Source organism: Ignavibacteriota bacterium (assembly GCA_019637995.1).
Taxonomy (GTDB): domain Bacteria; phylum Bacteroidota; class Ignavibacteria; order Kapaibacteriales; family UBA2268; genus JANJTB01.
In genome coordinates, this window is the sequence record JAHBUQ010000002.1 from 123426 (window position 1) to 150129 (window position 26704).

Here is a 26704-nt window from a genome sequence, read left to right on the forward strand (position 1 = left end):
ACAGAAATTAATATTTAAATATCATAACAAAGTTCACTTGAAATTATAATGATAATATTGGTTTATTGACTATCATTAAACAGCCCAACAACAACATACTCAAATTACACTTTGCAAAGAAAAAAAACGTCTAATTTTAATTGATGTAGGAAAATTAAAATAATAATGAATGTTTGAATTCGAAAATATTGAATATCTTTACGGGCTAACCGGAGTACCGGTTTTGTTTATCGTATATTATCTTTTCAGGCGATGGAGGCGTAAAAGACTTTCTTCGATAGGCAATATGGAGCTCGTCAAATCATTAATTCCTGATTTTACAGGATTTAAACCTTTATTGAAATTTTTATTTTTGATTGTTGCTTTTACAGGAGTAATTCTCGCATTGGCAGGACCACGCATTGGTACAAAGCTTGAAGAAGTCAAGAGAATGGGAGTTGAAATTATTATTGCTGTTGATGTTTCAAACAGTATGCTCTCCGAAGATATAAAACCCAATCGTATGGAACGCTCAAAACAAGCAATCATGCGACTTATTGACAAACTCGAAGATGACAGGCTTGGTATAATCATATTTGCCGGAAAATCATATCTTCAGCTCCCGCTAACCACTGATTATTCAGCCGCTAAGCTTATAACATCAACTCTCAGCCCTGATCTTGTTAGTCTTCAGGGCACTGCAATAGGTTCTGCTATAGAACTTGCCATTGAAACATTCACTGATGATGACACAAAAAGTAAAGCACTGATTATTATTACAGATGGCGAAAATCATGAAGATGATGCCATATCAGCAGCAAACAAAGCTATAGACAAGGGAATTGTAATTCATACAATTGGTATGGGAAGTAGTTCCGGCGGTCCAATACCTGTTTACGAAGGTGGAAGAATGTCAGGATACAGAAAAGATCGTCAGGGAAATACTATTATGTCTAAGCTCGACCCGGAAATCCTACAGCAAATTGCGGTTGCAAGCGGAGGCGAGTTTGTATTTGCAGATGTATCGGACGTTAATTTATCTGAACTTATCAATAAATTATCATCTATGGAAAAAGAAGAATTCGGTACAAAAAAGTTTACTGAATTTGATGAAAAATTTCAAATATTTTTGCTAATTGTTGTCATATTTTTGACTCTTGAATTTTTTATTTCCGAAAAGAAAAATCGTATTTTTAGTTCAATCGTGAATTTTATGGGAGCAAAAAAATGAGATTATTATTATTGATAATATTATTAATATTTTCCTTAACAGAATTTGCAAGCTCTAAAGATTCAAAGAGCCTCATTCGTGAAGGCAATAAGCTTTACAAGGAAGAGAAATTCAACGATGCTGAAATTAAGTATCGTAAGGCACAGGAAATTGGCAGCAGTCTTAAATCAACCTTTAATCTTGCCGATGCACTTTATAAACAAGGCAATTACGAGGAAGCTAAACAAAAATTTCAAGAACTGAGTTCTATGAACCTCGACAAAAATACCCTCGCCTCGGTTAACCATAATTTGGGTAACTCGCTATTTATGGAAGGTAATTACGAGGAAAGCATTAAAGCATTTAAAAATGCGCTCAAGTTGAACCCTGAGGATAACGATACACGATATAATCTCGAACTTGCACGCAGATACTTACAACAGCAGCAAGAGCAGCAGCAAAATCAGGATAATCAGCAAAATCAGGATAACAAGGACCAAAATAATCAAGAGCAGCAGCAAAATCAGGATAATCAGCAAAATCAGGATAATAAACAGCAGCAAAATAAAAACCGGAATCAAGATAATCAGCAAAATCAGGATAATAAACAACAGCAAAACCAAGGCGACTCCGGTGAAGAAAAGCAATCTGATAAGCAACCTAAGGATAAAGGCGAATCGAGACCTTATCAAATTTCGAAGGAAGATGCCGAAAGAATGCTGAATGCTATACAAAAAGACGAAAAAGAATTGCAGAAGAAACTAAAAAAACAAAAAGGCGAGCGAGCCAAAATAGAAAGGAACTGGTAGTATTTACTTTGTATTACTATTTGAAAGACGAATATGAAAAACATAACTTTAGCATTAATTCTAATATTTGCCGGCACTTTCATTGCCATTGCACAGGATTTCGATGCTACTGTCAGCAAGAATCCTGTTACAGTAGGCGAAAGATTTCAGGTTACATTTACTTTAAATATTGAAGGTTCTAATTTCAAAGCACCTGATTTCAAGGGATTTACTGTAATGAGTGGTCCAAGTCAGTCTCAAAACATACAAATTATTAATGGAGCTATGAAACGCTCTCTTGCATTTAGTTATGTTCTTGCAGCTGACAAAACCGGAGAATTCACTATTGGCTCAGCCACAATCACAAGCGATGGAAATACTTTAAAATCAAATACTGTTTTGGTCAAGGTACTTCCGGAAACTGACGTGCAAAAACAAAGACGTCAGCAAGAACTCGATCAGGAGAAAGCTCTTGGTGATCAGGCAATGCAAATTCTAAAAGATAATATTTTTGTAAAACTCAGTGTATCAAAAAGAGATGTTTATCAGGGCGAACAAATTACTGCGACTTATAAGCTTTTCATACATCCGGAATTAAATATTGTCCAGATTAATCCCTCTAAAATTCCATCTTTCAACGGATTTTGGACTCAGGAATTAAATATTGACAAAGTAAATTGGCAAAGAGAAATTGTAAACGGAGTACCTTTTAATGCTGCAGTAATTAAGCAGGTTGTTTTATTTCCACAGAGATCGGGGCAATTATCTATTGAACCTTATGAATTTGATATTATTGCTCGTTTGAAAGTGCAATCTCGCCGAAGAAACGACCCTTTCAGTTCTTTTTTTGATGACCCGTTCTTCGGAGGTTCTTACAGAGACTTTCCATATAAACCAAAATCAGAATCCTCCAGTATTAACGTAAAATCCCTTCCCGGCAACCAACCCGATAATTTTGCAGGCGCTGTCGGTAATCTCGGAATGGATGCCTGGCTGGATAAATCCAGTGTAAAAGCCGGTGAACCTCTAACTCTGAAAGTCAAAATTTCCGGAAGAGGAAATATGAAACTGATTGAACCGCTTAAAGTAAATTTTCCACCCGATTTCGAGGTTTACGACCCCAAAACTATTGACAATATATCAGTTTCTGCAGGCGGGGTGACAGGTAACATAACCTACGAATATTTATTTATTCCAAGAAATGCAGGCACTTATAAAATTGAGCCTGTTATATTCAGCTACTTTGATTTAACCAATAACTCATATAATTCGGTTCGCTCAGCAGAATTTGAAATATCAGTTGACAAAAGCGAGAAAACTATTTCCGGAAATGTGGTTTCAGGTGTTAGAAAAGAAGAAGTGCAATTAATCGGAAAAGACATAAGATTTATAAAGTTAACAAGCGGAAATTTGCAGAAAAACCGTATTAGTTTTATGTTCTCCGATTTGTTTTGGCTTATGCTTTTATTACCCCTTCTTATCTTTTTTATAATATTCTTCTGGCTCAGAAAACGTAAGAAGTTACAATCAGATATTTTATTATTTAAAAATAAACGAGCAACCAAAATATCCAGAAAAAGACTTTCTACTGCAAAAAAATATATGGCAAAATCTGAGCAGAATAAATTTTATGAAGAAATCAACAAAGCGATGTGGGGCTATTTAGGCGATAAACTTGCTATAAATACCTCCGAGCTTACTAAAGACAATGCCAGAAGAATTCTAAATGAATCAGGAGTGAGTGAATCTATGATTGATGAATTCTTAAATGCACTCGATTCTGCTGAATTTGCAAGATACGCTCCAAGTGCATCAAATCACGATATGAATTCAATTTATAAATCAGCAGTAAAATCAATTACTGATTTAGAAGGAGTATTAAGATGAAAATTAAACTTTTTATATTCAATTTAATATTTTTAGCAAGTATTAGTTTCTTGGTTTCTGCACCTGACGATGATTTCAAGAAAGCGAATGACTTTTTTAACCAAGGCAGCTTTCTTGAAGCAGCTGAATTATACAATCAGTTAATTGAAGAGGGCTATCGCGAAAGTGAAGTATATTACAATTTGGCAAATACTTATTTCCGACTTGAAAAAATCCCACTTTCGATACTGAATTATGAAAGAGCAAGAAAACTGAATCCGGGCGATGAAGATATTAATTTCAATCTTAAACTTGCAAACTTGCGAATAGTTGATAAATTTGAACCGGTACCGAAATTATTTCTCATTGAGTGGTATGAAGTTATTGTCAGATTTTTCTATTCAGGTGTCTGGGGCACGATTTCAGTCATTAGTTCATGGGTATTTTTTACTTCGCTTCTAATATTGTTTTTCTCAAATTTGCCATCTTTCCGAAAATATTTATCTTTGATCACAATTATTTCATTCTTCTCAATATTTATATCAGTATATTTCGGCTATGAAGCATATCACTTTGAAAATTCGAAAGTCGAAGCAATAATATTTAATCCAAGTGTTTATGTCAAAAGTGCACCTGACCCAAGCTCGACAGACTTATTCATACTTCATGAAGGCACGAAAGTTTATATCAGGGAAAGCATTGACAGTTGGCTTCAAATCCGTGTTGAAAATGGTGATATTGGATGGATTCAGAAAAACGAAATTGAAGTAATTTAGATAAATGAAATCAGGTAAAAGATATAATATTGCAATACTCAGCAAATCATTATTATTAATTGCATTTTCTTTATTTTCAATACTTAATCTTGCAAATGCTCAATCTGATTCAATCAAATCAATTCCTGTTGAAGTACTGAGAAGTGATTTAAATGCGTTGATTTCAAGTTCTGATTTTGCTAATGCCAATATAGGAATATGTGTACAATCGCTGGAAACAGGAGAATATATTTATCAGCATAATGAATCGAAAAATTTCATTCCTGCTTCAACTCAGAAAATTATCACTACAGCCGCCGGCTTGGATTTGCTTGGTGAAGATTTTCGGTTTTCAACTAAAATGTATTTAGATGGCAATTTAAGTCCAAACGGCATTTTTGCAGGAAATTTAATCCTACGCGGACTTGGTGATCCGACAATTTCAAAATATTTTTACAAAGAACCTCTTGAAATAATTGATAGCTGGGTCAGAAAGTTGGATTCATTGGGTATAACATCCATCAATGGTAATTTAATAGGTGATGACAGCTATTTCGACGATACATATTATGGTCCCGGTTGGTCCTGGGATGACTTCACGTTTTATTACTCAGCACAAGTATCGGCGCTGTCATTTAATGATAACAGAGTTGATTTTTATATATTTTCGGGAGATTCCGCCGGAGCTACAGCACGCTTGACTCCATATCCTGTTTCATCTTATTATCGGATAATTAATTCGATTAGAACGGTATCTGACAATTATAACAAAATTATTATTTCGAGAACTCCAAATGGGAATATTCTTAATCTTACAGGCTCAGTACCTTATGAATTAAGCCGAAAAACATCTCAAAATGTAAGTATAACCATTGATAATCCTACTCATTTTCTATTAGACCAATTTAAAAACAAGTTGATTGAGCATAATATTCGTTTTACAGGCGGTGTATTTCAAAAATCGTCATTTCATGAAAATATTGATTATACACAAATTAATCCAATTATTGAATTTTATTCACCATCTCTTAAAGATATAATTCCAATAGTAAATCAGGAAAGTCATAACTTAGCGGCTGAAATGCTTTTTAAGACATTGGGGAAAGAGAGCTCGGGAACAGGCTCATTCGAGTCAGGCAGTGAATTTGTTATGTCTTACTTGCAAAAAGCCGGAGTGAACACCCAGACAATCCGAATTCTTGACGGCTCCGGGCTTTCGCGTCTGAATTTAATTTCTCCTGATAATTTAGTGAAAGTACTAAATTATATATATCGTTCGCCATACAGCGAGAACTTCATGAATTCATTAGCAAAACCGGGTGACCCGGGAACTTTGAAACGAAGGATGACGCGCTCAAAAGCCGAAAAAAGTGTTCTTGCAAAAACAGGCTCGATGAATAATGTATCAGCAATTTGCGGCTATGTAACATCAGGTGACGGGGAAATATTTTCTTTCTCTATCATGATGCAAAATTTTACCGTTCCAATTACAATGGCTACAAATCTGCAAGATCTTATTTTAATGAGACTTTCAGGATTTTACAGGTAAAATAGAATTTGTATCAATCAAATCTACACAGCAATTAAATTCGGGAGTAGGAAGCGATAGTGCCGAATCTAAAAACAATTTTATTTGATGTAGCTTCTCATAGTCAATACAGTAATATAGCTTTTTGCCTTTTATATTTCCCCGAAGAATTCCAATATTCTTTAGTTCCTGAAGATGCTGGATAATTGTTGTTCGTTTGATTGGTAAATCCAACTGTAAGTCACTTGTGATACATTCATTTTCAAGAGCTATTTTTCTGATTATCATTAATCTCATAGGATTTGAAAGTACGCTTGCATAAGCAGCGACTTCCGCAATCATTTTATCATCAAAATTATCGTCTGTTAGCATTTTAATATCAAATTAATTCAAAAAATTTTAGAAACGAATAAAAACATTGTTTACTATATTTTTCAGTCAAATTTGATGCTTTTTTAAAGTTTAAATGTATTTTGTAACATAAAATGTTAATTTTATGTGAAAATATTAAAATATTATTTGCATAAAGTTAAAAATATTATTAATTTTACTTTTTGTTTTTGTCAAATATTGAAAAATATATATATAACAATATTTAATAAGAAGTAATTAATAATTTAATATAGAGAAAAAATCTCTGATTTTTGAAAAAACAATTAGGTAAATTATGAGTTTAAGCTTAATCGGAAAGTCCATTAGTGTTTCAGCGACGCTAAAACTAAACGAGATGGCGGCAATTCTCAGGCAAAAAGGAGAGCCGGTAATTCATCTCGGTGGCGGTGAGCCAAAGACAAAAGCACCGGTTGAAGCATTAATTGCAGCGGCCGGATTAATCAACAGCGGTGAGATAAGATATACTCCCGCCGATGGAATACCGGCTTTGAAAAAAGCAATTATCCGCTATACAGAAGAATTTTATAACAGAAAAGTCGAACCGGAAAATATTATCGCATCCGGTGGCGCCAAACAATCTCTTATGGTTGCTTTGGCGGCAATTCTTAATCCACAGGAGGAAGTCCTCTTCCCCGCTCCATACTGGGTAAGCTATACCGAAATGGCGAAGATGCTTGGTGCTGTTCCTGTGCCTGTCTATGCAGAAGATGGCTCGTTCTATCCGCGTATGCAGGATATTGAGCAAAGAGTAACATCTTATACAAAGTGCATTATTATTAATAGCCCAAATAATCCGACCGGTGCAATGTATTCAGAGCAGTTTATTGCCGAAATAGTTGAGTTCTGCGAAAAACGCGGTATCTGGCTGATAATGGATGACATATACCACCGTTTGATTTTTGACGGCAAGAAGCCAATTAATTGTTATAAATATGCCAAAGATTTGTCTGAAAGTTCTAAACTGATTGTTGTCAATGGCGTTTCAAAGCAATATGCTATGACAGGTTTCAGAATTGGCTGGACAGTTGCTAATAAAGCTTTAGTTGAGGTTATGACAAATATTCAGGCGCATCAGACTTCAGGTCCTTCAGCAATTACGCAGGTTGCAGCAGCGGCGGCAATCAATGGAGTGCAGTCCGGAGTAGAAGCATTAAGGCAAACTCTTGAAAATCAACGTAATATAATGATAGACAGGCTTAATTCATTTAATGGAGTCAAAGCATACAAACCGGATGGCACATTTTACTGTTTTGCAGATTTCAGCTACTACGAAAAGGATTCTACTAAATTAAGCAAAATGCTTCTCGATAAAGTAAGAGTTCTGACTGTACCGGGTATAGAATTTGGTATGGACGGATATCTGCGATTATCAACCTGCGGAACTGTCAAAGACATTACTGAAGGTATTGAAAGAATTAAATGGGCATTAGACCCTGATGCTCCAAACGAAATATTTATTGGTGAAAGAAAACTTGTGAGGGATTGGCTATGAAATATTTAGAATTTGAAACTCCTGCATCGAAGCAAGCCGGAGAACTTGCAAGCGATTTTAAACTTGCCAATATGGGTTTGCTTGGATTAGATAAAGTTTATTGGAATTTATCATCAAGTGCGCTTTATGAAGAAGCAATTTTCCGTGGCGAAGCTCATATTTCCGAAGGTGGTCCACTTGTGGTTCATACTGGTAAATGGACTGCCCGCGCCGCTAATGATAAGTATATTGTGAAAGAAGGCAGCACTGATGATAACGTCTGGTGGGGAGTTTATAACCGTCCGCTTCCGGAAGATAAATTTGCAGTTTTATTCAGCCGCGTTCAGTCATATTTGCAGGGCGAGGAACTATTTGTTCAGGATTGTTATGCCGGTGCTGACCCTGATTACAGATTACCAATCAGAGTTGTAACCGATAAAGCATGGCAGAGTTTATTTGCACGTAATATGTTTATTCTTCCAAAAACACGTGATGAATACAAAAAACATATACCGGAATTTACTATGATTGCCCTTCCCGGATTCAAATGCGACCCACGCATTGATGGAACCCGTACCGAAACTGCAATTGTACTTAATTTTCAGGCAAGAATCGGCTTAGTCCTTGGCTCAAGTTACGGTGGTGAAATTAAAAAGTCAATATTTACAGTAATGAATTACCTCCTTCCAATTCAAGATGTTATGGCAATGCACTGCTCTGCTAATGTTGGCGATGGCGGTGATGTTGCTTTATTCTTTGGCCTTTCAGGAACCGGTAAAACAACACTGTCTGCTGACCCTAAACGCAGATTAATCGGTGATGATGAGCACGGCTGGAGTGATGAAAGCGTGTTTAATTTTGAAGGTGGATGTTATGCAAAAGTCATTCGTTTATCAGGAGAACATGAGCCACAGATTTATGAATGTACACGCAGATTTGGTACAATTCTCGAAAATGTAGTTTATGACCCGACTACCCGCAAAATTGACCTTGATGATGACAAACTGACTGAAAACACACGTGCATCATATCCACTCGATTTCATTCCGAATGTTGTGGAAGATAAGATGGCAAAAACTCCACCCAAGAATATTATATTCCTGACTTGCGATGCTACGGGCGTTCTACCTCCAATAGCACTTCTTGATACAAATCAGGCAATGTATCATTTCATAAGCGGTTACACATCGAAAATAGCAGGTACTGAAATGGGACTTGGAATTGAGCCGGAAATAGCTTTCAGTGCTTGTTTTGGGGCGCCGTTTATGGTACATCATCCATTTTTCTATGCTAATTTGTTACGCAAGAAAATGGAAAAATACGGCACTAAATGCTGGCTTGTAAATACCGGCTGGGTCGGTGGAAAATTCGGCGTCGGAAAGCGTATTTCTATACGTCACACAAGAAATCTGCTCAATGCAGCTCTCAATGGTGATTTGGATAATATCGAATACCGTACTGATAAAATTTTCGGTTTCAAAGTGCCACTATCTTGTCCTGAAGTACCGACCGATGTTCTTGAGCCGTCAAATTCATGGGGCAATAAAGATGAATACTGGAAGAAGTACGACAGTTTAGCAGCCCGCTATATAGAAAACTTCAAGTTATTCTCCGATGGATGTCCTGAAGATGTTATAAATGCAGGACCAATCAGAATTTGATTTTTTTGAAATGATTATTAATACAAGGTTGTCTCATAAATATGATATAGCTGTCATAATGAGTCAACCTTTTTTTTGCAGTAAATAATAATATTCGACTTAAATTAATCAAAAAAGGAAATAATATTTCTTAAAATTTTTATAATTAGCTATTTTTGTAAATTATCAAACATTAATTTTTCGACAAAATAATAATGATTATTTGTAAAAGATATATATTGCTGTTAATGTCTGTATCAATTCTATTGTTATCCTGCAAATCTGTACAGGAAACAGAAGAAATTGAAAGCAAGGGTGAATTTATGCTACTTAAAGCCAAGTATGAAATTACTGATAATGAACAAATAAAATTCCTAATGACTGCAGAAAGACTAAGCCCAAGAGAAGGCGAATATCTTCCCAATTCCGAAAATTTCAGAGTTGAAATATTTGATGAAAAGAATAATTTAATTTTTAATTCTGATTTTGAAATGAATTATTTGATGGTCATAATGGATGTCGAGCCTAAACAAATTGGTGAAAGTACCCAATACGAATTTATCTGGAACAAGAAAAACAATTGGAAAAAACAAGTTCCTTCCGGTGACTATAAAGCAAGATTAAGCATACCTTCCGTGCCGGATGATTATCATATAATATTACCATTCAAGCTGTAAATATGGAACATGAAAAGTATATACTTCGAGCAATCGAATTAGCCGAAAACGGCTCCGGCTTTGTAAGTCCGAATCCAAAAGTAGGTGCTGTAATTGTAAGAAATGATAAAATTATTGCTGAGGGCTGGCATACAAAATTCGGTATGCCTCATGCCGAGGTTGAAGCAATAAAAAATGCTGGTGATATTGATTTTTCCGATTGTACAATTTATGTAAATCTTGAGCCCTGCGCTCATTTTGGAAAGACTCCACCCTGTACTGATTTGATAATTGAGAAAAAGTTTTCAAAAGTAGTTGTCGGCTGCACTGACCCAAACCCAATTGTTGCCGGAAAGGGAATTGAAAAATTAAGAGCTGCAGGAATTGAAGTCATAACAAATATCTGCATGAAGGAATCAGAATGGTGCAACAGAGTTTTTATAAAAAATATTACAACTCAAAAGCCTTATATTATATTAAAAATTGGTCAGACTCTTGATGGCTGTATCGCTTTAAAAAACGGACAATCCAAGTGGATAACATCCGAAGAAAGCCGCCTCAGAACTCATAAACTTCGTAGTGGTTTGGATGCAGTTCTGGTTGGGAAAAATACTGTAATCAAAGATAATCCATTGCTTACAGTCAGGTCTGTTTCGGGTAGAAACCCAATGAGAGTGATTTGCGACAGCAATTTATCATTACCGCTTGATTTATCTGTATTCAAACTTGAAGATAATGCTATGACTATAATTTGCTGTAGTGAAGAAGCTTCAAAATCCCGAAAAGCAAGAAATCTCGGTCTTTCAGGCATCAAGATCCTAACTGTCAAAACAGGCGAGGACGGTAGATTGGAATTATCTAATGCAGTTGAATCGCTAAAGAAAAGTTTCGGAATAAGTTCTATCTTGGTTGAAGGTGGGAGCATTCTTTTTTCATCTTTCATTAAACAACACTTAGCTGATGAGCTTCAGATATTTATCGCTCCAAAAATTTTTGGAAATTGTAAAAATTCCTTTGAATTTATTGATTTAAAAAGTATATCCGATGCTTATGAATTTGAACTAATTTCATTTGACCAAAGCGGTGGTGATATTCATGCTATTTATACAAAAAAATAATCTTAAGCAATATTTTAAAACTTAATGATAAAAAAGTCATTATTTCCTTAAATAATTATGATATTATCTTTAAAAGAGTTAATTTTGTAATTGTAATACAGCATTTTGAAAAAAACGTTTTCTTATGCTGATTTATAAATTTTAAAATTGGTAAATAATAATTTTTTAAAGGAGAAATTCAAATGGCAAGAGCACATAATTTCAATGCCGGACCGGCTATATTACCTGTTCAGGTTGTAAAAGAAACTGCAGAAGCAGTAATTGATTTCAATAATCTCGGTATGGGAATCATGGAAATCAGCCACCGCTCAAAAGATTTTGACGCAGTGGTTTTGGAAGCAAAGAACGACTTATTGAAAATCATGAACTTATCAGCTGACGAATATACTGTCTTGTTCCTTGGTGGTGGAGCAAGTATGCAGTTTTTGATGGTTCCTTATAATTTTCATCATACCAAAGCCGACTATATTCTTACAGGTGTTTGGGCGAAAAAAGCTTACAAAGAAGGCAAATTCTTTGGTACTTCAAATGTTGCCGCTACAAGTGAAGACACTAATTTTAACTATCTGCCGAAAGAATTCAACATCTCACCGGATGCTGACTATGTTCATATTACTACAAACAATACAATTTATGGCACTGAATTCAAATCTCTTCCTGATACAGGAAATGTACCATTAGTTGCTGATATGTCCTCTGATTTTCTCGGAATGGATTTTGATTATAGCAAATGCAGTTTGATTTATGCTGGTGCTCAAAAGAATATCGGTCCTTCAGGCGTTACTGTTGTTATTCTGAAAAAATCCTGGCTTGAAGAAAAAGGCAAGACCAACATTCCTACAATGATGAGCTACAAAACTCACGTTGAAAATGATTCAATGTTCAATACTCCGCCCTGCCTTCCGATTTTTACAGTTGGAAGAACATTCAAATGGATACTTGAGCAAGGTGGCGTAGCTGCCATTAAAGAAAATAACATCAAAAAAGCTAATGTTATTTATGATGTAATTGACACTTATCCGGAATTCTACAAAGGCGCCGTAAAAAACAAAGAAGACCGCTCACTTATGAATATAACTTGGAATCTGCCTACACCCGAGCTTGAAACAAAATTCATAAATGAAGCCAAAGCTCTAAATATGATTGGCTTAAAAGGGCATCGTCTGGTTGGTGGTATCAGAGCATCTGTCTATAATGCAAGCCCAATCGAATCTGCTCAGGCACTTGCAAAATTTATGGAAGAATTTGTTAAGAATAATAAATAACATTCCGTCTCATGCTTGATTATGAAAAAAAAAGGAGGCTTGCAAGCCTCCTTTTTTGATTTTAAATTTTTCTTCAAAAAATTATTTTTTCTCAGGATTTTCAGTTTCTGCTGGAGCTTCCTGTGGAACAGGAACAGGAATTTGTGTTTGTTCGGCAGATGTTGGTACAGTTTTAGGTATAACAACTCCCTCTGTTACAGGTCTTGGACCATCTGAGCCACCACCAACAAAGAATTTGTTGGTTACAACAGATAACACAAGGATACCTGCTGCAAGACCGATTGTTATCTTCGAAAGAAGGTCGGTCGCACGTCTTGAACCAAGCATATTCGAAAACTGTCCGCCAAGTCCTCCCATACCTGAGAGCATATCTCCCTTACCGGGTTGCAAAAGTACAACGCCAATCAATAAGAGCGACATCAAAAGCATCAGTACTGTAAGTAAAGCTAACATCTTATTTTTCCTATTACAAAATAAAGTGACTACAAAAATACAAAAAAACATTCTAACAATCAAAATAATAATAATTTTCTAAAGAATATTTCTAAATTTAAAAAAATTTTTATCATTTTTTCTGTTATTATATTGTTTTCAAAATAATTCGCTTGTGGCTATGTACAACATAATTGTGTATATCTTTTAAATAAATATACAATTCTGCGTTATGCAATAATGCGTAATTGATAAAGATTTATTGAATTATGATACTTCATAAATCTCTATGAGCGAAGTCGAAGACTGTACTATTGCACATTCCGGCTTAGTAGTTTGTCTCGAAAAACTCAGTATAACTCAGGGTTTTGCAGGACAGGAATATACAATTTCAAGAATACATCTATACGTAGAAACACGTAAAATGCAAATTGCGTAGGATTTGGTATTGCACAGATTATCAAGTCTTGTTATTTTAGCACTGCAGAAATTTACAGAATTTAAAAATGTTCTTTGAAAAATTGCAATGAAAACAAATCTATTCCTATCAGTAGAAACACGTAAAATGCAAATTGCGTAGTATTTGGTATTGCACAGATTATCAAGTCTTGTTATTTTAGCACTGCAGAAATTTACAGAATTTAAAAATGTTCTTTGAAAAGTATGAAAAATAAAAAGCCCAAAGGAGTGGCAGCTACTTCGGGCATAAAAAGGGTGCTTTTATCATGAAAATTTTAAAAGCACAAGTAAAAACGTATTTATTATGTTTTTATTATTTATATATCGGCAACAAGTAGCATCGGGAACTGATTTCGCCCATTAAGGAAGGCGCCAAAAATCGGGCATGTTCGGTTTTTCGATGTAAAAATTGTTTTTCTATATTTTATTAATTTTTAAAAAGGGTTTTATCATGAAAAAGTTTTTAGCTATTCTCGTCGTTGCTATTCTTGCAACAACTTTCGCTTTCGCTGGTCACAATGACCCTGTAACAGCAACTGCTCAATTTGATGTAAAAGTAATTCAACCTTTGGAAGTAGCAGTTGATAATAATGGTCTTATTAAGTTACCGGACGTGATTCAAGGACAAGTTCGTACTTGGGACGCATTATCACTTACTTTTGCAATCACCGGTGAAGTAAATTATCCAATTGATGTTACAATAACAGGTCCTACTGCTGATGCAGGCAATCCGTCGGGTGCTCTTACTTTAGCAGAAACAATATCAACTGCTCCTACAGCATTAGATGGAAGTGGTCAGGCAACAGTTACATGGACTTGCACAGGTGCAGATGCTACTAATGCCGGTACTGGTACATACAAATTCAGTCTTGATGTTGAAGCAAAATATACAGGATTGTAATTCTTTGGCAGATGGGCATAAAATAGCTCATTATTCACCGGAGTAAATATATGAAAAAATATATAGTAATATTGATAATACTTATATGCGGGTGGAATACACTCCTTTCGCAAGGAATGAATTTCAATGCTCCGGTATTAGAATCAGGCAATTTGTCTTGTTTAGTTATTACTCCTTTGTCTGTGACGCCTAATTGGCATGGCGATTTTTTAAATTGGCCCACTGTACCGGTCGGATCAAAATATATATTTGGTGCTAACGGTAATGAAGATTCGGACAAAAGGAGCATCTTTACATTTACGGGTGAAGCCGCAAGAGATATCGAAATTAATGTGGAAACTGAAACAATGAAAAATAATGTAGAAATATATTTTACTTTCAGAGGTATATCTGCTCCACAAATCGGTCAACCACTTAACGCTATTCCTCAACTAAATTTTAATGACAGCAAGGAAATTGTTAATTTAAGTGCCACAGGTAAGTACTATCTGCATATAATTTATCACTGGGTATGGGCTCACGATGGTGCAGAACCGGGACAAGTTACCTTTGTTCAAACCATCAATGCATCATATCATAATTTATAGTATAAACGGGGGCTGAAAAGTGCCCCCAAAAACAAAAATCATTTAAAATTAATTGGAGAAAAATCATGAAAAAGTTTATTTTTATATCGGTTATTTTAGGCTTGTTTGGTACATTAGTTGCATTTTCGCAACATAATACACCTGTATCAGATGACGGTCAAATGATAGCAAAAGTTATCAGGCCATTTCTAATTTGGGACATTACTCCAAATGCAACTCCTTACTTAGCGGATGTAATCAAGGGACAGAAAAGAACTTTCAACCCTGATGCACCTGAAACAGGCGATGTAATGACAACCGGTGCTGTTATGTTATTCAGAATGCAGAAAGAAAGCGACTATACTGTATCGCTTACATTAACTCTACCAAATCCGGTCAGCGGAGTTAAGCTGTTGGCTCAGTGGTATTTCCTTGAAGAAGCACCTCCTCAAACATTTACGTGGCCAGATGTTCCAAAGCAAGCAATTGGTGGAACATTTAATTGGTTTGACGTACAATCTGAAGGTTGGATTGCCTTGCTTGTAAGTGAAATTGATGCTACTGCAAGTACTGTAACTACCGGTCCGAAAACTTTTACAGCTACAGCAACAGGTAAATACACCGGTTTATAATTAATTTAAAGGTACAATCATGAAAAAGTTAGTATATTTTTTGTTTGTTTTGCTACTGACCGGCAGTGTTTTCGCACAGACACATAATCCGGTAGAAGGTGAAACAGGCTCAATGTCAACTACAGTCATTACACCATTAAGTGTAACTGTGCCCCAGAGTGCTCTTACTTTTGATGTAATTCAAAATCAGACACGCACATTAGATGATGAAAATTATTGGATTTTCGCTGTTGAAGGTGAACCGGGAAGATTGGTAAACATCAATTTTTTGGGACCTGTAGCAGTTGGACAAACCGGTGTTCCTCCGACTCTAACCGGTCAATGGTACGGACCTGATGAAGAGTCTGTGCAAGGAACCAGTGGGACATACCAATTACCTGATTACCCTGCAGAATCATTCTTTGATGTATTCTACGAACTTGAAGGAATTGATGCTACCGGAGCCGATTTGGGAAACACTACATTCCAACTTGGTATAGAATATTCATACCAAGGGCTGTAATATCTATCACTAAACTTAATGCACCCATAGCAATATGGGTGCATTATAAAAAGAAATGAAATCATTTAAAAACATATTGGTTTTAATTGTACTGACATATCTCTCAACGGGATATGTTAGTTTTAGTAATGATGAAAAAGATGATTCCATTGAAATCTATACAATATTAGATTTAAACATCGGCTTAATTCCAATTGGTACAAAAAAATATTTTGATTACGAAGAGCAAATAATCAAATTTGCAATTAAATGCAAAAAGGACAGATTAATCAGAATAACAAAGAGCAGCGAATTAGGCAATGATTTTCTGATAATAGATGCAGAATGGAAAACAGGTCCGATTACAGGATTCGAATTTCAGTTTGAAGGCAACGGAATATACAAGAGTGAGCAAGATTTATTTTTAGTAACAATTAAAATAAAATCAGTTGAAGTCAAAAAACACACACAACCCGGCAAATACGAAATATCACCTAATATTGCTGTGGAATATGCAGATTTATAACTGATTCAAATAAAGTAATTTATTAATTTTATATATTTTGAAAGGAGTTATCTTTATGAAACAATTATCCATACTTTGCGTGATAATTTTTTTAGTTTTGTTATGTGATATGTCTGCACAAGTGGGAATATATCCACAGGCTGTATTTCTGAATCAAAAGAACCGTGCAAGTAACCTGAAAGTATTAAATATGACAAATGAAACTAAGGAAATAATAATTGACTTAGAATTCGGATATCCGGATTATGATTCTCTCGGAAACTATTCGTTAGTCTATGGAGACACACTTCCCGGAGCTAAATGGTCAGCAGTACCTTATGTCAGAATGTTTCCTAAAAGATTACTTCTAAAAGCCAATGAAGAGCAGGTTGTCAAGTTTATGTTGGGTAATATGGGCGATGTACCTGATGGAACATATTTTGGAAGAATACATGTACTTTCAAAAAATCCACCGGAAGAAATTGATACAAGTTATTCAGAGACAATTACTGCAAAGATAGATATTCATTTTACATTGGTTTCAGCTTTAATTGTAGATAAAGGCAAAACATTCTGCGAAATAAATGTAAAACCAATAGGATCATATTCTGACTCAGCAAAAGTCAACATAATGGTTGAAGTGAACAAAGAGGGCAATGCTCCATTCTTAGGTACTTCAGAAATGAAAGTTTATGATATGAATGGAAAATTAGTCGCTCAAAGTAAAGACATGACCCCATTTTACTTTACAGGAACCCGTTCATTCAAATTTGATAAAAAACTTTTTGCCAATGGGCGCTACAACGTCGAACTGACAATGTCAAACGAACACAAAGATGTACCGAGTGATTTCAAGGTATCACTTAAGCCGGTTAAAGAGACATTCACCGTTGATGTTACCGGAATCTGATGAAATTAACGGGCAGATATATTGTCATACTTCTGCCCTTTATAATTCTGCAAAGTCACTTTTTGAGTGCTGAAGAATCAAGGGAAGAGGCAATCTTCGGATTGGTACATAAAAAATACTCGTCCGAATTTATAGTATTTATGGAAAATGACAGTGTTTACATTCCATTTGAAGAAGCCTTATCATTTTTTAAAATATTCTATAACGTCAATGATAATCGTAGATACAGCGGCTACGTAAATAACTCTGACAGCTCATTTGCTATAGATTTTAAAACAAAAGAAATAATTGATATTTCAGGAAATAAATCAGATTTAAATGATAAATTATGGTTTGCAACGGACTTACAAATATATGTCAGAACTGATATATTTGCAAAAATTTTCAAGTTGCAGTTCAATGTGTTATTTAATAGTTTATCAATATTAGTTCAATCGGATTATGAATTACCATTTATGAGGGCGATTAGAACAAATCAAACGATGGAATCATTTACCTCTAAAAGCAAAGAAGTATATAATTTTCCGCTTATATCATCAAATACATTTACACTACTAAATGGCGGTGTATTAGATTATAATTTGGGAACATCTCAATCTGCAAATTACCAAAGTTATAATTTTAGTGGTAATCTTGGTCTTGAATTGCTAAACGGAGAATTTCAGTATAATATATTTGGACGACATTCATCAGACCAATTAACCTATCAGGATAGATTCCGATGGAGGTATTTGATTAATTCTGATTGGCTTGAGTCTATTTCCATTGGAAATATTCAGAATATGTCCATAAGAACGACCGGCAGCCGGGGTTTCAGAAGGCCGTTTTATAATTTAAGAGGCGTTCAGCTAACAAATGAAAATTATAAAATGCCAAATGTATTTACAGATTATATAATTGAAGATGTAATAGAGCCGGACTGGACTGTCGAGTTATATTTAGCTGACCAGTTGTATGAAGTTAAAAGGGCAGACTTGAACGGTTACTACAGATTTGAGATACCTGTGACTTATGGTATGACAAATATAAAGGTAAAAATTTATGGCACCAAAGGTGAATTTGTAACCGAAGAGCGTATTTTAAATATTCCAAATCAAATACTCGTACCAGGAGAATTAAAGTACTCTTTTGCTGCGGGTCAGGATGAAAACACCGGAATTAAACTACTTGAGGGCACATTAAACAGTGGGGTTTTTACTTGGCTTTCAACATCTTTCACTGCTATTAAGGAAGAAACAACAAGCAATGTTAACTTTATAAACCAAACATCAATAAATATATTCAATAATACATTGCTAAACTTAACAGCTACAAATAGTGGTATTTATGAAGCAGGGATAAAGCTTCCCAATAACAAAGTAGGAAATTTCGAAGTATATTACACATATTTTGATAGAAATATTCAAAGTACAAATCAGTTAAGTTCAATTAATTTTATTGGTTCGATTAATAGAATTGGCGATATACCACTTACATTTTCTCTATTCGGCTCGAGGGACGAATTTAAAGAATGGAACACAAATAACTTTTATTCAACACTGAATTACTTCTATCGTTCACTTAACTTATCAATAAGACACAACCTGACACTAAGAGACAGAGCATTGGAAATTGATAACATTAATCAAAATATGTCAATAAATGCGACATATTCAATTAACAGAATTCCAAAATTTATTGATTTCATTAACAGAATTTCGCTAAATGCCTCTACATTTATTGAGCCTTCCAATTTAAATATAAATTCAATCTCAGGAGGTTTTCAATTTCAGGTAATGAGAAATGTGACTTTCAATGGCAACTATGTTTATTATGCAAGCAATGGATCTTCTACTTTCAGGTTTGGGTTGAATCTGAATACACAATCATTAAGAAGTAACTCCTCAGCAGATATAATGAATGGAAGAGACCCGGTTTTTGCAACAGATATGAGTGGCTCGCTTGAATTTGATTCACAGAATGCAACATTTGCATTTATTAATTCAATGGGTTCATCTAATTTGAATGGTAAAAGTTCGGTTGCTGTTAAGTTTTTTGTTGATAAAAATTATAACGGGATTTTAGATGATGATGAAGATTTAATACCTGATGCTGATTTTGTTCTTTTAGATGCTTTAGCCAAGAAGACAAAGCTGAAAGATTATTATGTTGTAACTAATTTATTACCTGGAACAAGATATAATTTAAGGGTAAAAGCTGAATCACTGCCAAGTAATTCGTTAATTCCTACTATTACTGAGCTTGCATTTATATCAAAGCCATATAGTTATAAATCAATAAATATCCCTTGTCAACAGGGAGGTGTAATTGAAGGTTATGTAAGGCGGCAGTATGATTCGGGCTTACGCGGTCAGGGCGGTATAAGAATTCATATTTCAGGTACAGATAATAAGTTCCGGTCCAATGTGTTTGTTTTTTCTGACGGCTCATATTTTTTTGATGGGCTTTTACCGGGAAAATACAGTGCTCAAATTGATTCCATGCAACTTGCAATATTAAAAGTAAAATCTAATCCGCAAGTTATTGATTTTGAAATTAAAGCATCAGAATTCGGTGATTATATTTCGAATTTAGACTTTGAATTAATTAATATTACTGAATTATACAAAGAAGAACCAACCCAAATTCACGATGGAAAAGATTTTATTGTTTCTGATTTTGATTTTGAGGGAAGCATAGTTGACAGTCCTGAACAAAATGATAATTTACAAAGTTCCATTGAAAATGAAGTAATAATTGATGAAACAATTTTATTTAAAAATAAATCTGACCAAGAAATAATTTTGAATATTAACAATTTGGATTCATTCTCTGAGATTGACTTCCCTGCAATAACTGATGAGATAAAGCCCGGAACGCTTAGACCGCTGTTCTTCCAAAAGTCAAATACAACATTTTTAGCGCCGGGCATGAAACGCTATCTCGACAGGGTAGCAGAGTTTATGAACTCTAATCCTAAATTTACACTGAGAATTGAAGGGCATTCGGATAATTTCGGCTCGCTTGAGGATAATTTTAATATTTCTCACAGCCGCTCTAAGGAGGTAGTCGGCTATCTCGTGCAGAAAGGTATAAATCAAAGCCGCCTAATCTCTACTGCCTACGGTTCATTAAGACCTATAAGTACAAATGATACTCCTGCCGGACGCCAAAAAAATATGAGAGTAGAGCTTACTTTAATATCCGGCAAGTGATTTTTTCCATTCGGTATAAATGCCCGACACATCTCTGCATCGGGCTTATAAATTATCTCTGGTTTTAGTTGTTGAAAGATTATTTCACTCTCACAATTTTCCGCATGAATCTTTCGTTTCCGATTGTGAGAATTATAGTGTATTCACCACTTGCAAGGTTTGAGCCGTTTAATGAGAATTTCTGCGAGCCGGCATTCAGTTGACCTGCGTAAAGTGAGCGAACTAATCCACCGCTTACATCGTAAACTCTGACTGATACTTCTTCTTCATTCATCAGATTAAACTCGATAGCAAGTTCATCTGAAAACGGATTCGGACGTACCGAAAGCGATAAATCACTACCTTGACTTTCCACTTTTGCTTTAGCAAGTATTAGAGCGTCACGCTTGTAAGTAAGCTGTGAATATCCATCGCCACTGATAATGTCAGTAAGTTCTGAGATTTCAACTTCGCTGATTCTACCAGTATTGACATCGTAATTTTTCATTCGTAATTCGTAATTGGCTTTCGCTCCGTCAGTTTCAGGCGTTTGGGGATTATCACCCCAAATTGTAACTGCTGCTTTACCATCGAAGAATATGCCTGAGCCGATAAGCACATCATTTTCGGAATATATGCCAATTTCATTGCCGTCAGGAGTATCTGCAAGAACAACAAGGGTTGAGTTATTCCCTGTGTGACTGTGTTCAGGCTTCAGAATTTTCGGTAATCTGACAAACGGTTCACCAGCCATAGCTCGCTTCCCTGAAGAGTTAGCAGGATAAGTCAGAGTTGAATTTTTGCTCAGGTACATCTGATAGCCTTGTCCGGGCTGCATATTGCCGATTGTATTGATGTCGAACATAGGCAAATACGTGCCTCCTGAATTATTTTTGGCAATTACGAGTGCTTCATCATCAGTAAGAGTGACGAGGGCATCTATGATATTCATCGGGCTGTTACGCAGGTAGGAAACAATTTTCCAACCCGAAGTAAGAGCAATATCATTATCTTCGGGAACAACTTGCTGCCCTGTGATTATGAGTGAATCTGACTGAGATGCATAAACCTGATAACCTTCAATCACATTCCAATTAACAATTCCGTCTATATCAAATGATGGAATATATGTAGCACCCGCATTATTCTTGATAATAACCACGTTTTCCTTCACATCTTCCCAAACTACCGGAATAGATGTATTCTCCGGATCGACATAAGTGGAGATGAGGTTCCAACCCTGATTTAATGAGATATTATGCATTTCTAAAGCAGGCTTTTCTAACCTAAACAAGCTGGATTGACAGCTAATATCGCCTGATTCTGAAAATGAATACATATAAAAATACTCACCTTCAAAATCAGACAATTTTAATGAAAATTGCATGGTCTGTGCGTCTAAGACGGCTATTGTGCTGTCATTTGAATTTTTTACTTGCTTTATTATAAAGCCATTAACATTTAAAATGTTTGATTGCCAAGAAAAAGTAAGCGAATCTGTAGTGCTGTTATAGGAGAAAGAAAAATCACTTGGAGCTTGAATATTATTTTTATCAAACTGAACTATTGTATCAAGATATTTTCTAATTAAAATTCCACCTTCCTTTTTTACTACATAGAAGTAGTTATCACAATGGGGGAAATTATCCTGAAATGTAAATTCAAACAATTCGCTGTGTTCATAAGCGGAACCAATAAACAGACCATTAAAACCTTCATTGTTGTTATCAATATAAAAATCATATACGGTGCTATCTTCAGCCGGTGTTCCATCCCATAAAAATTGAATATCATTATCATTCTTAATAATATTAATATCTGCTATTTCCTGATTGAAAAAAGCAAACACATCAAGAGAATCATTTTCATCTGAATCAATAAATTCAATTATCCATTCACCTTGTTGCGGATTTTTTAATAGCCAAACAGCAACTTTTTTGGAAACATTTTCATGATAAACAATGGTTGTATCCTGATTAGTTTGAGTAAATGTATTACCCTCGGGATTCTTAATTGAAGATTCAGGCAGAATGTTGCTGCTTGATATCATCGCAATAATCATTGATGTATTGTAAGCTACGGGAATGGTATCTCTTCTCGTATTGCTTAGCAGATAAGGAATATTTTTAAGTACAATTGGTGAATCTCTTTTATTGTCAATCAAACCTTCATCACCCGAAGGCAAATTGAAAGCAGGTGGAATTCCTTGTTTAACAAATTCATTTATGTTTACAGAACCTAATCCTATTTCACAGCATTCAGGAAAGTTTTGTGATAAATCAGCTGTCATAAAAATATCTACAGAGCCGAATATTGGCAGTTGCGATGAAAATTGACCTGCAATTCTTTCATCTTCAAAAGCTAATTCGCCATTTGCGATTTGATAAGGCAAACCAACAAACTTATCAACTAAATCGTAAATAATATTTCCTTGCCAATCTTCTACTTCCTGAATGGTAACATTTCCATTCAGATTCCCACTAAGTCTTTCAGAAGGTGACCAGACATAATTCAAATCGGCAGATGCTGATATAAAATAGTCGCTGCCTCCGAGAGTAAGTGCCTGTACATTTCCAAACAAATTGATATGGCTTCGGACATCCAGTTCACCACCAATATTACTCACAATTTGCCATTTATCATCACCCGGTATTTTAATGAAATTACCATTAGCTAAAAATGAAATTCGATTGGGTATTTCCAATTCTCCAGTAAGATTTATTTCAAAAAGACCTTCTTTTATACTTGATAATGTTGCACCTATTTCAATTATTAACGGTGGATTTACAATACCGGAAACACTTCCTGAAATAGACTTTAAGCCGATTGGAGTGCCAATTATAGGTATTGGTTGGGTGGTGGTTACGCTAAGACCAATAAAATTAATATTCCCTCCTATTAAACCACATTCTGCAACTATACTTTCAAAAAAAGAAGTCGAAAGTTCACCACTAATGAATAGTGAATCCTTTTCAGATTCGTATGATACAGATAAATCCTTTATACAAACAGTTGGAATCAAGCCAATATTCTGTAAACTTGCATTTGTTAAATTTATCCCTGTCTTAGAAAATTCCATTTCTCTCAAAATGAGCTTAGACTGTACTCCGGCTTCGCAACTTCCCTTTACTCCGGGTACTCTTACAGCAGCATCAAACTTGATACCTGATACAACTTTGTTGTCTCTTAAGAATCCCAAACTGTCAATTTCAAGAACAGCCCCAAAAAATTTAGTAGCATTATCGAAAGCTGAACTGTATGAATGTGGAATTATTAATAAATTAGGGTTAAAGAAATTCAAACTGAAATTTCCATTAAACAATACAAATTTTTCAGGTAATAAACTTCCGGGAACAATAGAATTTTCTATAAATAATTCACCATTACCTGAAAATGTAAATGAATTAATATCAATTTCGACAGAGCCATTATAAACCAATATATCATTTATTCGAATTTCCTGCTGATTTTTTAATGACAATTTACCTGCATTATTAATAAATTCATTATTTAATCCTGCATCAAATATAATTTTGAAACCTTCATTTTCATGTATATAATAACGATTTGAATTAAAGTCGGCGACATTTATCAAGACGGGAACTGTATTACTGCTTTGATTATTATCACCGGTTGCAAAAGCAGATAGCTGATAATCTCCAAATGCGACACTGTCACTAATAATAAAGTTATAAAACAATTTACCGGTTGAATCAACAGCAATACTTAAAGTTGAGTCAATTAAAGGATTGAAAATATTAATTTTTACTGTCTCGTCAATAATACTGTTTTCTGAAAACAAGGTAAATTCCAATGTTAGAGTATCGCCGATAGAAGTAGTTACAGCACTTCCTTTAACATTCAGAGTTAATTTGGGAAGGTTTAAATTTTTCGATGTTCTATAAACACCATTACCTGTCGACACATATATTTTCCCATTTAAAAAATCAAAATTATTAATGCTTTGCAAAAAATTTCTGAAATAGATTTCAGGTAAAGTTTCAAAACTATTAAATCTTCCATTAACCTCGACAATTGAACCGGCTGTGAGATTGTTTATTCTGGAACGTGTTATCCAAAATTTATCAACTCCATTTGATTTTATATCTGCAAAATCATCATCAATCTTAAAATCACTGTTAGTATAAGAATTTCCATCCCATATTCTAAGCATCTTATAATTTTCACCTGTTGGAAATTCTGATGCAAAAACTGTATCAGAGCCTAATATAGCAACATGATAACGTTTCTTGGTATGGTCTGTGAATCGCGTATAATTATTAGGAAAGTCATTCCACTTAATTGTATCCTGATTATCAATCCATTGTCTGTCGTAAGAGTTTGGAGGCCATGAGCTCAAATGTGAAAATTTGATAAATATATTTCCGCTTGAAAGTATATCATTATTAATTTCGTCAAGTGCTACATTTAATGTTGGTAAATACATATTTTCAATTGGAAGTGCTTGATAAGAGGCACCATTATCATGAGAAATATATATTCCACGATGTCTTGCAACAAATGATTTACCATTTACATAAAATTGATTTGTTATACCTCCTGCATAACCTCCCGCATAATTCAAAGGTACGTTTTCGAGCCAATCGTCTAAAGTCCATACTTTGTTGCCTTTGTACTTGTAAGGTCCGAATAAAATTTCTCCATTTCTATCAATAAAATTGATATACTTTATATAATTCCCCCAATTTGAAATATAGTTTACCGGATTACAAATTACAGTTTTATTGCATCTTAAGATACCAGAACCATCTTCTCCGGAGGATGAGCCGGTAACACGAAATGGGGTTAAGTTATTATCAACATAAACTGAATTTTGCAAACTGGATATTGGACATGAAGCCGGCTCAAATAAGGTTCCTGCTTTTTTGAAGAAAACTTTGATATTTGCACTATCCCGCACAGATAGCAATTTTTCATCATAATTATAATCAAAATGAGTCGGATTGAAAATTGAATTGCTGATTGAATGATGTCGTATTTCATCCCAATTTAATCCGTTGTTCGATGTACGGAATATTTTATATTCATGTTCTGTAGTAGCAATCGCGGCAACTAATGCATGAAAATCATCTGCAAACACTTTTGCAGTTTTGAAATCAGTATTAAAAACATAATCCCAGCTTATATCATTAACTCCCCATTTTAATACATCATAAGAGTTTATTTCACCTTTAATTAATATATATCTTGTACCATTTAAAGATAAATCAAAATCATAAAAAAATTCTGCCGGGTACTCAAAAATCGGAAATTCCCATGTATTTCCATAGTCTTCTGAATGAATTATTTTCCTTAAAAAAGTATTCCCTAATTTGAAACGCAAAAAAATGTGTATTCTGCTGCTGTCATCAATTTTAGCTTTTAAAATGGTTGGGGAATCCTCTGATAAAGTATGTACAAGATTCCACGAATTACCGGAATTGCTTGAATAATAAATTTTTTTTGAAACTGTCCTTATCAATTCTCCATTATTATTGCCCTCAAAATGCCATTCGGATGATTCGTTATCAGATGTAAAAATCCCTGCCCAGGAAATACCATTATCCGTTGATTTTGATGTTGAAGCTGGATTTGAAGCATATAGATTTCCGTTTATATATCTGAATTCTGAAACATTATGGTTAAGATTAAATTCAGAATTTGTCCAGTTATAACCATCATCTGTACTTCTAAAAATTTCACCGGCATCTGTAATTGAAATACAAATGTCTGAATTAGGTACTTTGGTGAAATTGACAAACTGACCATCGGGAGAAATTTTCTCCCAATATTCTTGCGCTCCAAGCAAATTTGAAGCCAAGATAATGATAATACAACAGTATAAATGCTTCATAATAAACTCCATATATATTTCTAATTAATATTTTAGTCATTACAAATTTTTAAACTCTTTCTCCTTTAACGTATTATTATTTAATATATTTATAAATAAAATAAATTAATTTTAAGTTAATT

Annotated in this window: 21 protein-coding genes; 18 read left to right on the top strand and 3 right to left on the bottom strand. The window is 34.6% G+C overall.

The window, feature by feature from the left end; translation table 11 throughout:
• The first annotated feature begins 169 nt into the window (after positions 1-169).
• The 5 genes from KF896_06575 to dacB are packed head-to-tail and all read left to right on the top strand — an operon-like array spanning position 170 to position 6147.
• Positions 170-1210 (top strand): VWA domain-containing protein, encoded by a 1041-nt coding sequence (locus KF896_06575; GenBank protein MBX3043363.1) that lies wholly within the window; start codon positions 170-172, stop codon positions 1208-1210.
• Positions 1207-1998, top strand: coding sequence for a tetratricopeptide repeat protein (locus tag KF896_06580; GenBank protein MBX3043364.1), 792 nt, complete (start codon positions 1207-1209; stop codon positions 1996-1998). Before KF896_06575 ends, KF896_06580 begins: the two co-directional genes overlap by 4 nt.
• A gap of 33 nt (positions 1999-2031) precedes the next feature.
• A complete protein-coding gene (locus KF896_06585; protein MBX3043365.1) occupies positions 2032-3864 on the top strand; it encodes a protein BatD in 1833 nt (610 codons plus the stop codon).
• On the top strand, positions 3861-4619 hold the full coding sequence (locus KF896_06590; GenBank protein ID MBX3043366.1) for a hypothetical protein: 759 nt from the start codon (positions 3861-3863) through the stop codon (positions 4617-4619). Before KF896_06585 ends, KF896_06590 begins: the two co-directional genes overlap by 4 nt.
• Positions 4620-4623: 4 nt before the next feature.
• Positions 4624-6147, top strand: coding sequence for a D-alanyl-D-alanine carboxypeptidase/D-alanyl-D-alanine-endopeptidase (gene dacB / locus KF896_06595; GenBank protein ID MBX3043367.1), 1524 nt, complete (start codon positions 4624-4626; stop codon positions 6145-6147).
• On the opposite strand, the gene KF896_06600 is transcribed toward dacB, so the two are convergent.
• Entirely contained in the window at positions 6130-6498 is a 369-nt protein-coding gene (locus KF896_06600) for a helix-turn-helix transcriptional regulator (GenBank protein ID MBX3043368.1), read from the bottom strand. The genes dacB and KF896_06600 overlap by 18 nt on opposite strands.
• Before the next feature lie 295 nt (positions 6499-6793).
• On the opposite strand from KF896_06600, the gene KF896_06605 reads away from it, so the two are divergent.
• From KF896_06605 to serC, 5 genes are all read left to right on the top strand, one after another.
• Positions 6794-8011, top strand: a complete 1218-nt coding sequence (locus KF896_06605; protein ID MBX3043369.1) for a pyridoxal phosphate-dependent aminotransferase — start codon at positions 6794-6796, stop codon at positions 8009-8011.
• Positions 8008-9651, top strand: coding sequence for a phosphoenolpyruvate carboxykinase (ATP) (gene pckA / locus KF896_06610; GenBank protein MBX3043370.1), 1644 nt, complete (start codon positions 8008-8010; stop codon positions 9649-9651). The genes KF896_06605 and pckA overlap by 4 nt, the downstream gene beginning before the upstream one ends.
• 227 nt (positions 9652-9878) lie before the next feature.
• A complete protein-coding gene (locus KF896_06615) occupies positions 9879-10307 on the top strand; it encodes a hypothetical protein (GenBank protein MBX3043371.1) in 429 nt (142 codons plus the stop codon).
• 2 nt (positions 10308-10309) lie between these two features.
• Positions 10310-11404 carry a bifunctional diaminohydroxyphosphoribosylaminopyrimidine deaminase/5-amino-6-(5-phosphoribosylamino)uracil reductase RibD gene (gene ribD / locus KF896_06620; GenBank protein ID MBX3043372.1) on the top strand — a complete coding sequence of 365 codons (1095 nt, stop codon included), beginning with the start codon at positions 10310-10312 and terminating at the stop codon, positions 11402-11404.
• A gap of 182 nt (positions 11405-11586) precedes the next feature.
• Entirely contained in the window at positions 11587-12669 is a 1083-nt protein-coding gene (serC, locus tag KF896_06625; protein ID MBX3043373.1) for a 3-phosphoserine/phosphohydroxythreonine transaminase, read from the top strand.
• A gap of 81 nt (positions 12670-12750) precedes the next feature.
• On the opposite strand, the gene secG is transcribed toward serC, so the two are convergent.
• On the bottom strand, positions 12751-13122 hold the full coding sequence (gene secG, locus KF896_06630; protein ID MBX3043374.1) for a preprotein translocase subunit SecG: 372 nt from the start codon (positions 13120-13122) through the stop codon (positions 12751-12753).
• 268 nt (positions 13123-13390) lie between these two features.
• Here secG and KF896_06635 point away from each other — a divergent pair, with 268 nt between their 5' ends.
• The 8 genes from KF896_06635 (at position 13391) to KF896_06670 (ending at position 20749) form a co-directional block, all read left to right on the top strand.
• The gene (locus KF896_06635; GenBank protein ID MBX3043375.1) at positions 13391-13540 is read left to right on the top strand and encodes a hypothetical protein; all 150 of its coding nucleotides are present in this window, start codon (positions 13391-13393) and stop codon (positions 13538-13540) included.
• A gap of 471 nt (positions 13541-14011) precedes the next feature.
• Entirely contained in the window at positions 14012-14461 is a 450-nt protein-coding gene (locus KF896_06640) for a hypothetical protein (protein ID MBX3043376.1), read from the top strand.
• Between the two features lie 50 nt (positions 14462-14511).
• The gene (locus KF896_06645) at positions 14512-15048 is read left to right on the top strand and encodes a hypothetical protein (GenBank protein ID MBX3043377.1); all 537 of its coding nucleotides are present in this window, start codon (positions 14512-14514) and stop codon (positions 15046-15048) included.
• Between the two features lie 65 nt (positions 15049-15113).
• Positions 15114-15659 carry a hypothetical protein gene (locus KF896_06650; GenBank protein ID MBX3043378.1) on the top strand — a complete coding sequence of 182 codons (546 nt, stop codon included), beginning with the start codon at positions 15114-15116 and terminating at the stop codon, positions 15657-15659.
• A 19-nt stretch (positions 15660-15678) separates the two neighbouring features.
• A complete protein-coding gene (locus tag KF896_06655) occupies positions 15679-16161 on the top strand; it encodes a hypothetical protein (protein MBX3043379.1) in 483 nt (160 codons plus the stop codon).
• A 55-nt stretch (positions 16162-16216) separates the two neighbouring features.
• Entirely contained in the window at positions 16217-16666 is a 450-nt protein-coding gene (locus tag KF896_06660) for a hypothetical protein (protein ID MBX3043380.1), read from the top strand.
• A 55-nt stretch (positions 16667-16721) separates the two neighbouring features.
• On the top strand, positions 16722-17555 hold the full coding sequence (locus KF896_06665) for a hypothetical protein (GenBank protein MBX3043381.1): 834 nt from the start codon (positions 16722-16724) through the stop codon (positions 17553-17555).
• On the top strand, positions 17555-20749 hold the full coding sequence (locus KF896_06670; protein MBX3043382.1) for an OmpA family protein: 3195 nt from the start codon (positions 17555-17557) through the stop codon (positions 20747-20749). Before KF896_06665 ends, KF896_06670 begins: the two co-directional genes overlap by 1 nt.
• A gap of 79 nt (positions 20750-20828) precedes the next feature.
• Here the strand turns inward: KF896_06670 and KF896_06675 are convergent, their stop codons facing one another.
• The gene (locus KF896_06675; protein ID MBX3043383.1) at positions 20829-26582 is read right to left on the bottom strand and encodes a T9SS type A sorting domain-containing protein; all 5754 of its coding nucleotides are present in this window, start codon (positions 26580-26582) and stop codon (positions 20829-20831) included.
• Positions 26583-26704: the final 122 nt, after the last annotated feature.

Coding starts and splice junctions, on each gene's coding strand:
- KF896_06575 (MBX3043363.1), top strand. CDS start 170: ATGTTTGAATTCGAAAATATTGAATATCTTTACGGGCTAACCGGAGTA.
- KF896_06580 (MBX3043364.1), top strand. CDS start 1,207: ATGAGATTATTATTATTGATAATATTATTAATATTTTCCTTAACAGAA.
- KF896_06585 (MBX3043365.1), top strand. CDS start 2,032: ATGAAAAACATAACTTTAGCATTAATTCTAATATTTGCCGGCACTTTC.
- KF896_06590 (MBX3043366.1), top strand. CDS start 3,861: ATGAAAATTAAACTTTTTATATTCAATTTAATATTTTTAGCAAGTATT.
- dacB (MBX3043367.1), top strand. CDS start 4,624: ATGAAATCAGGTAAAAGATATAATATTGCAATACTCAGCAAATCATTA.
- KF896_06600 (MBX3043368.1), bottom strand. CDS start 6,498: ATGCTAACAGACGATAATTTTGATGATAAAATGATTGCGGAAGTCGCT.
- KF896_06605 (MBX3043369.1), top strand. CDS start 6,794: ATGAGTTTAAGCTTAATCGGAAAGTCCATTAGTGTTTCAGCGACGCTA.
- pckA (MBX3043370.1), top strand. CDS start 8,008: ATGAAATATTTAGAATTTGAAACTCCTGCATCGAAGCAAGCCGGAGAA.
- KF896_06615 (MBX3043371.1), top strand. CDS start 9,879: ATGTCTGTATCAATTCTATTGTTATCCTGCAAATCTGTACAGGAAACA.
- ribD (MBX3043372.1), top strand. CDS start 10,310: ATGGAACATGAAAAGTATATACTTCGAGCAATCGAATTAGCCGAAAAC.
- serC (MBX3043373.1), top strand. CDS start 11,587: ATGGCAAGAGCACATAATTTCAATGCCGGACCGGCTATATTACCTGTT.
- secG (MBX3043374.1), bottom strand. CDS start 13,122: ATGTTAGCTTTACTTACAGTACTGATGCTTTTGATGTCGCTCTTATTG.
- KF896_06635 (MBX3043375.1), top strand. CDS start 13,391: ATGAGCGAAGTCGAAGACTGTACTATTGCACATTCCGGCTTAGTAGTT.
- KF896_06640 (MBX3043376.1), top strand. CDS start 14,012: ATGAAAAAGTTTTTAGCTATTCTCGTCGTTGCTATTCTTGCAACAACT.
- KF896_06645 (MBX3043377.1), top strand. CDS start 14,512: ATGAAAAAATATATAGTAATATTGATAATACTTATATGCGGGTGGAAT.
- KF896_06650 (MBX3043378.1), top strand. CDS start 15,114: ATGAAAAAGTTTATTTTTATATCGGTTATTTTAGGCTTGTTTGGTACA.
- KF896_06655 (MBX3043379.1), top strand. CDS start 15,679: ATGAAAAAGTTAGTATATTTTTTGTTTGTTTTGCTACTGACCGGCAGT.
- KF896_06660 (MBX3043380.1), top strand. CDS start 16,217: ATGAAATCATTTAAAAACATATTGGTTTTAATTGTACTGACATATCTC.
- KF896_06665 (MBX3043381.1), top strand. CDS start 16,722: ATGAAACAATTATCCATACTTTGCGTGATAATTTTTTTAGTTTTGTTA.
- KF896_06670 (MBX3043382.1), top strand. CDS start 17,555: ATGAAATTAACGGGCAGATATATTGTCATACTTCTGCCCTTTATAATT.
- KF896_06675 (MBX3043383.1), bottom strand. CDS start 26,582: ATGAAGCATTTATACTGTTGTATTATCATTATCTTGGCTTCAAATTTG.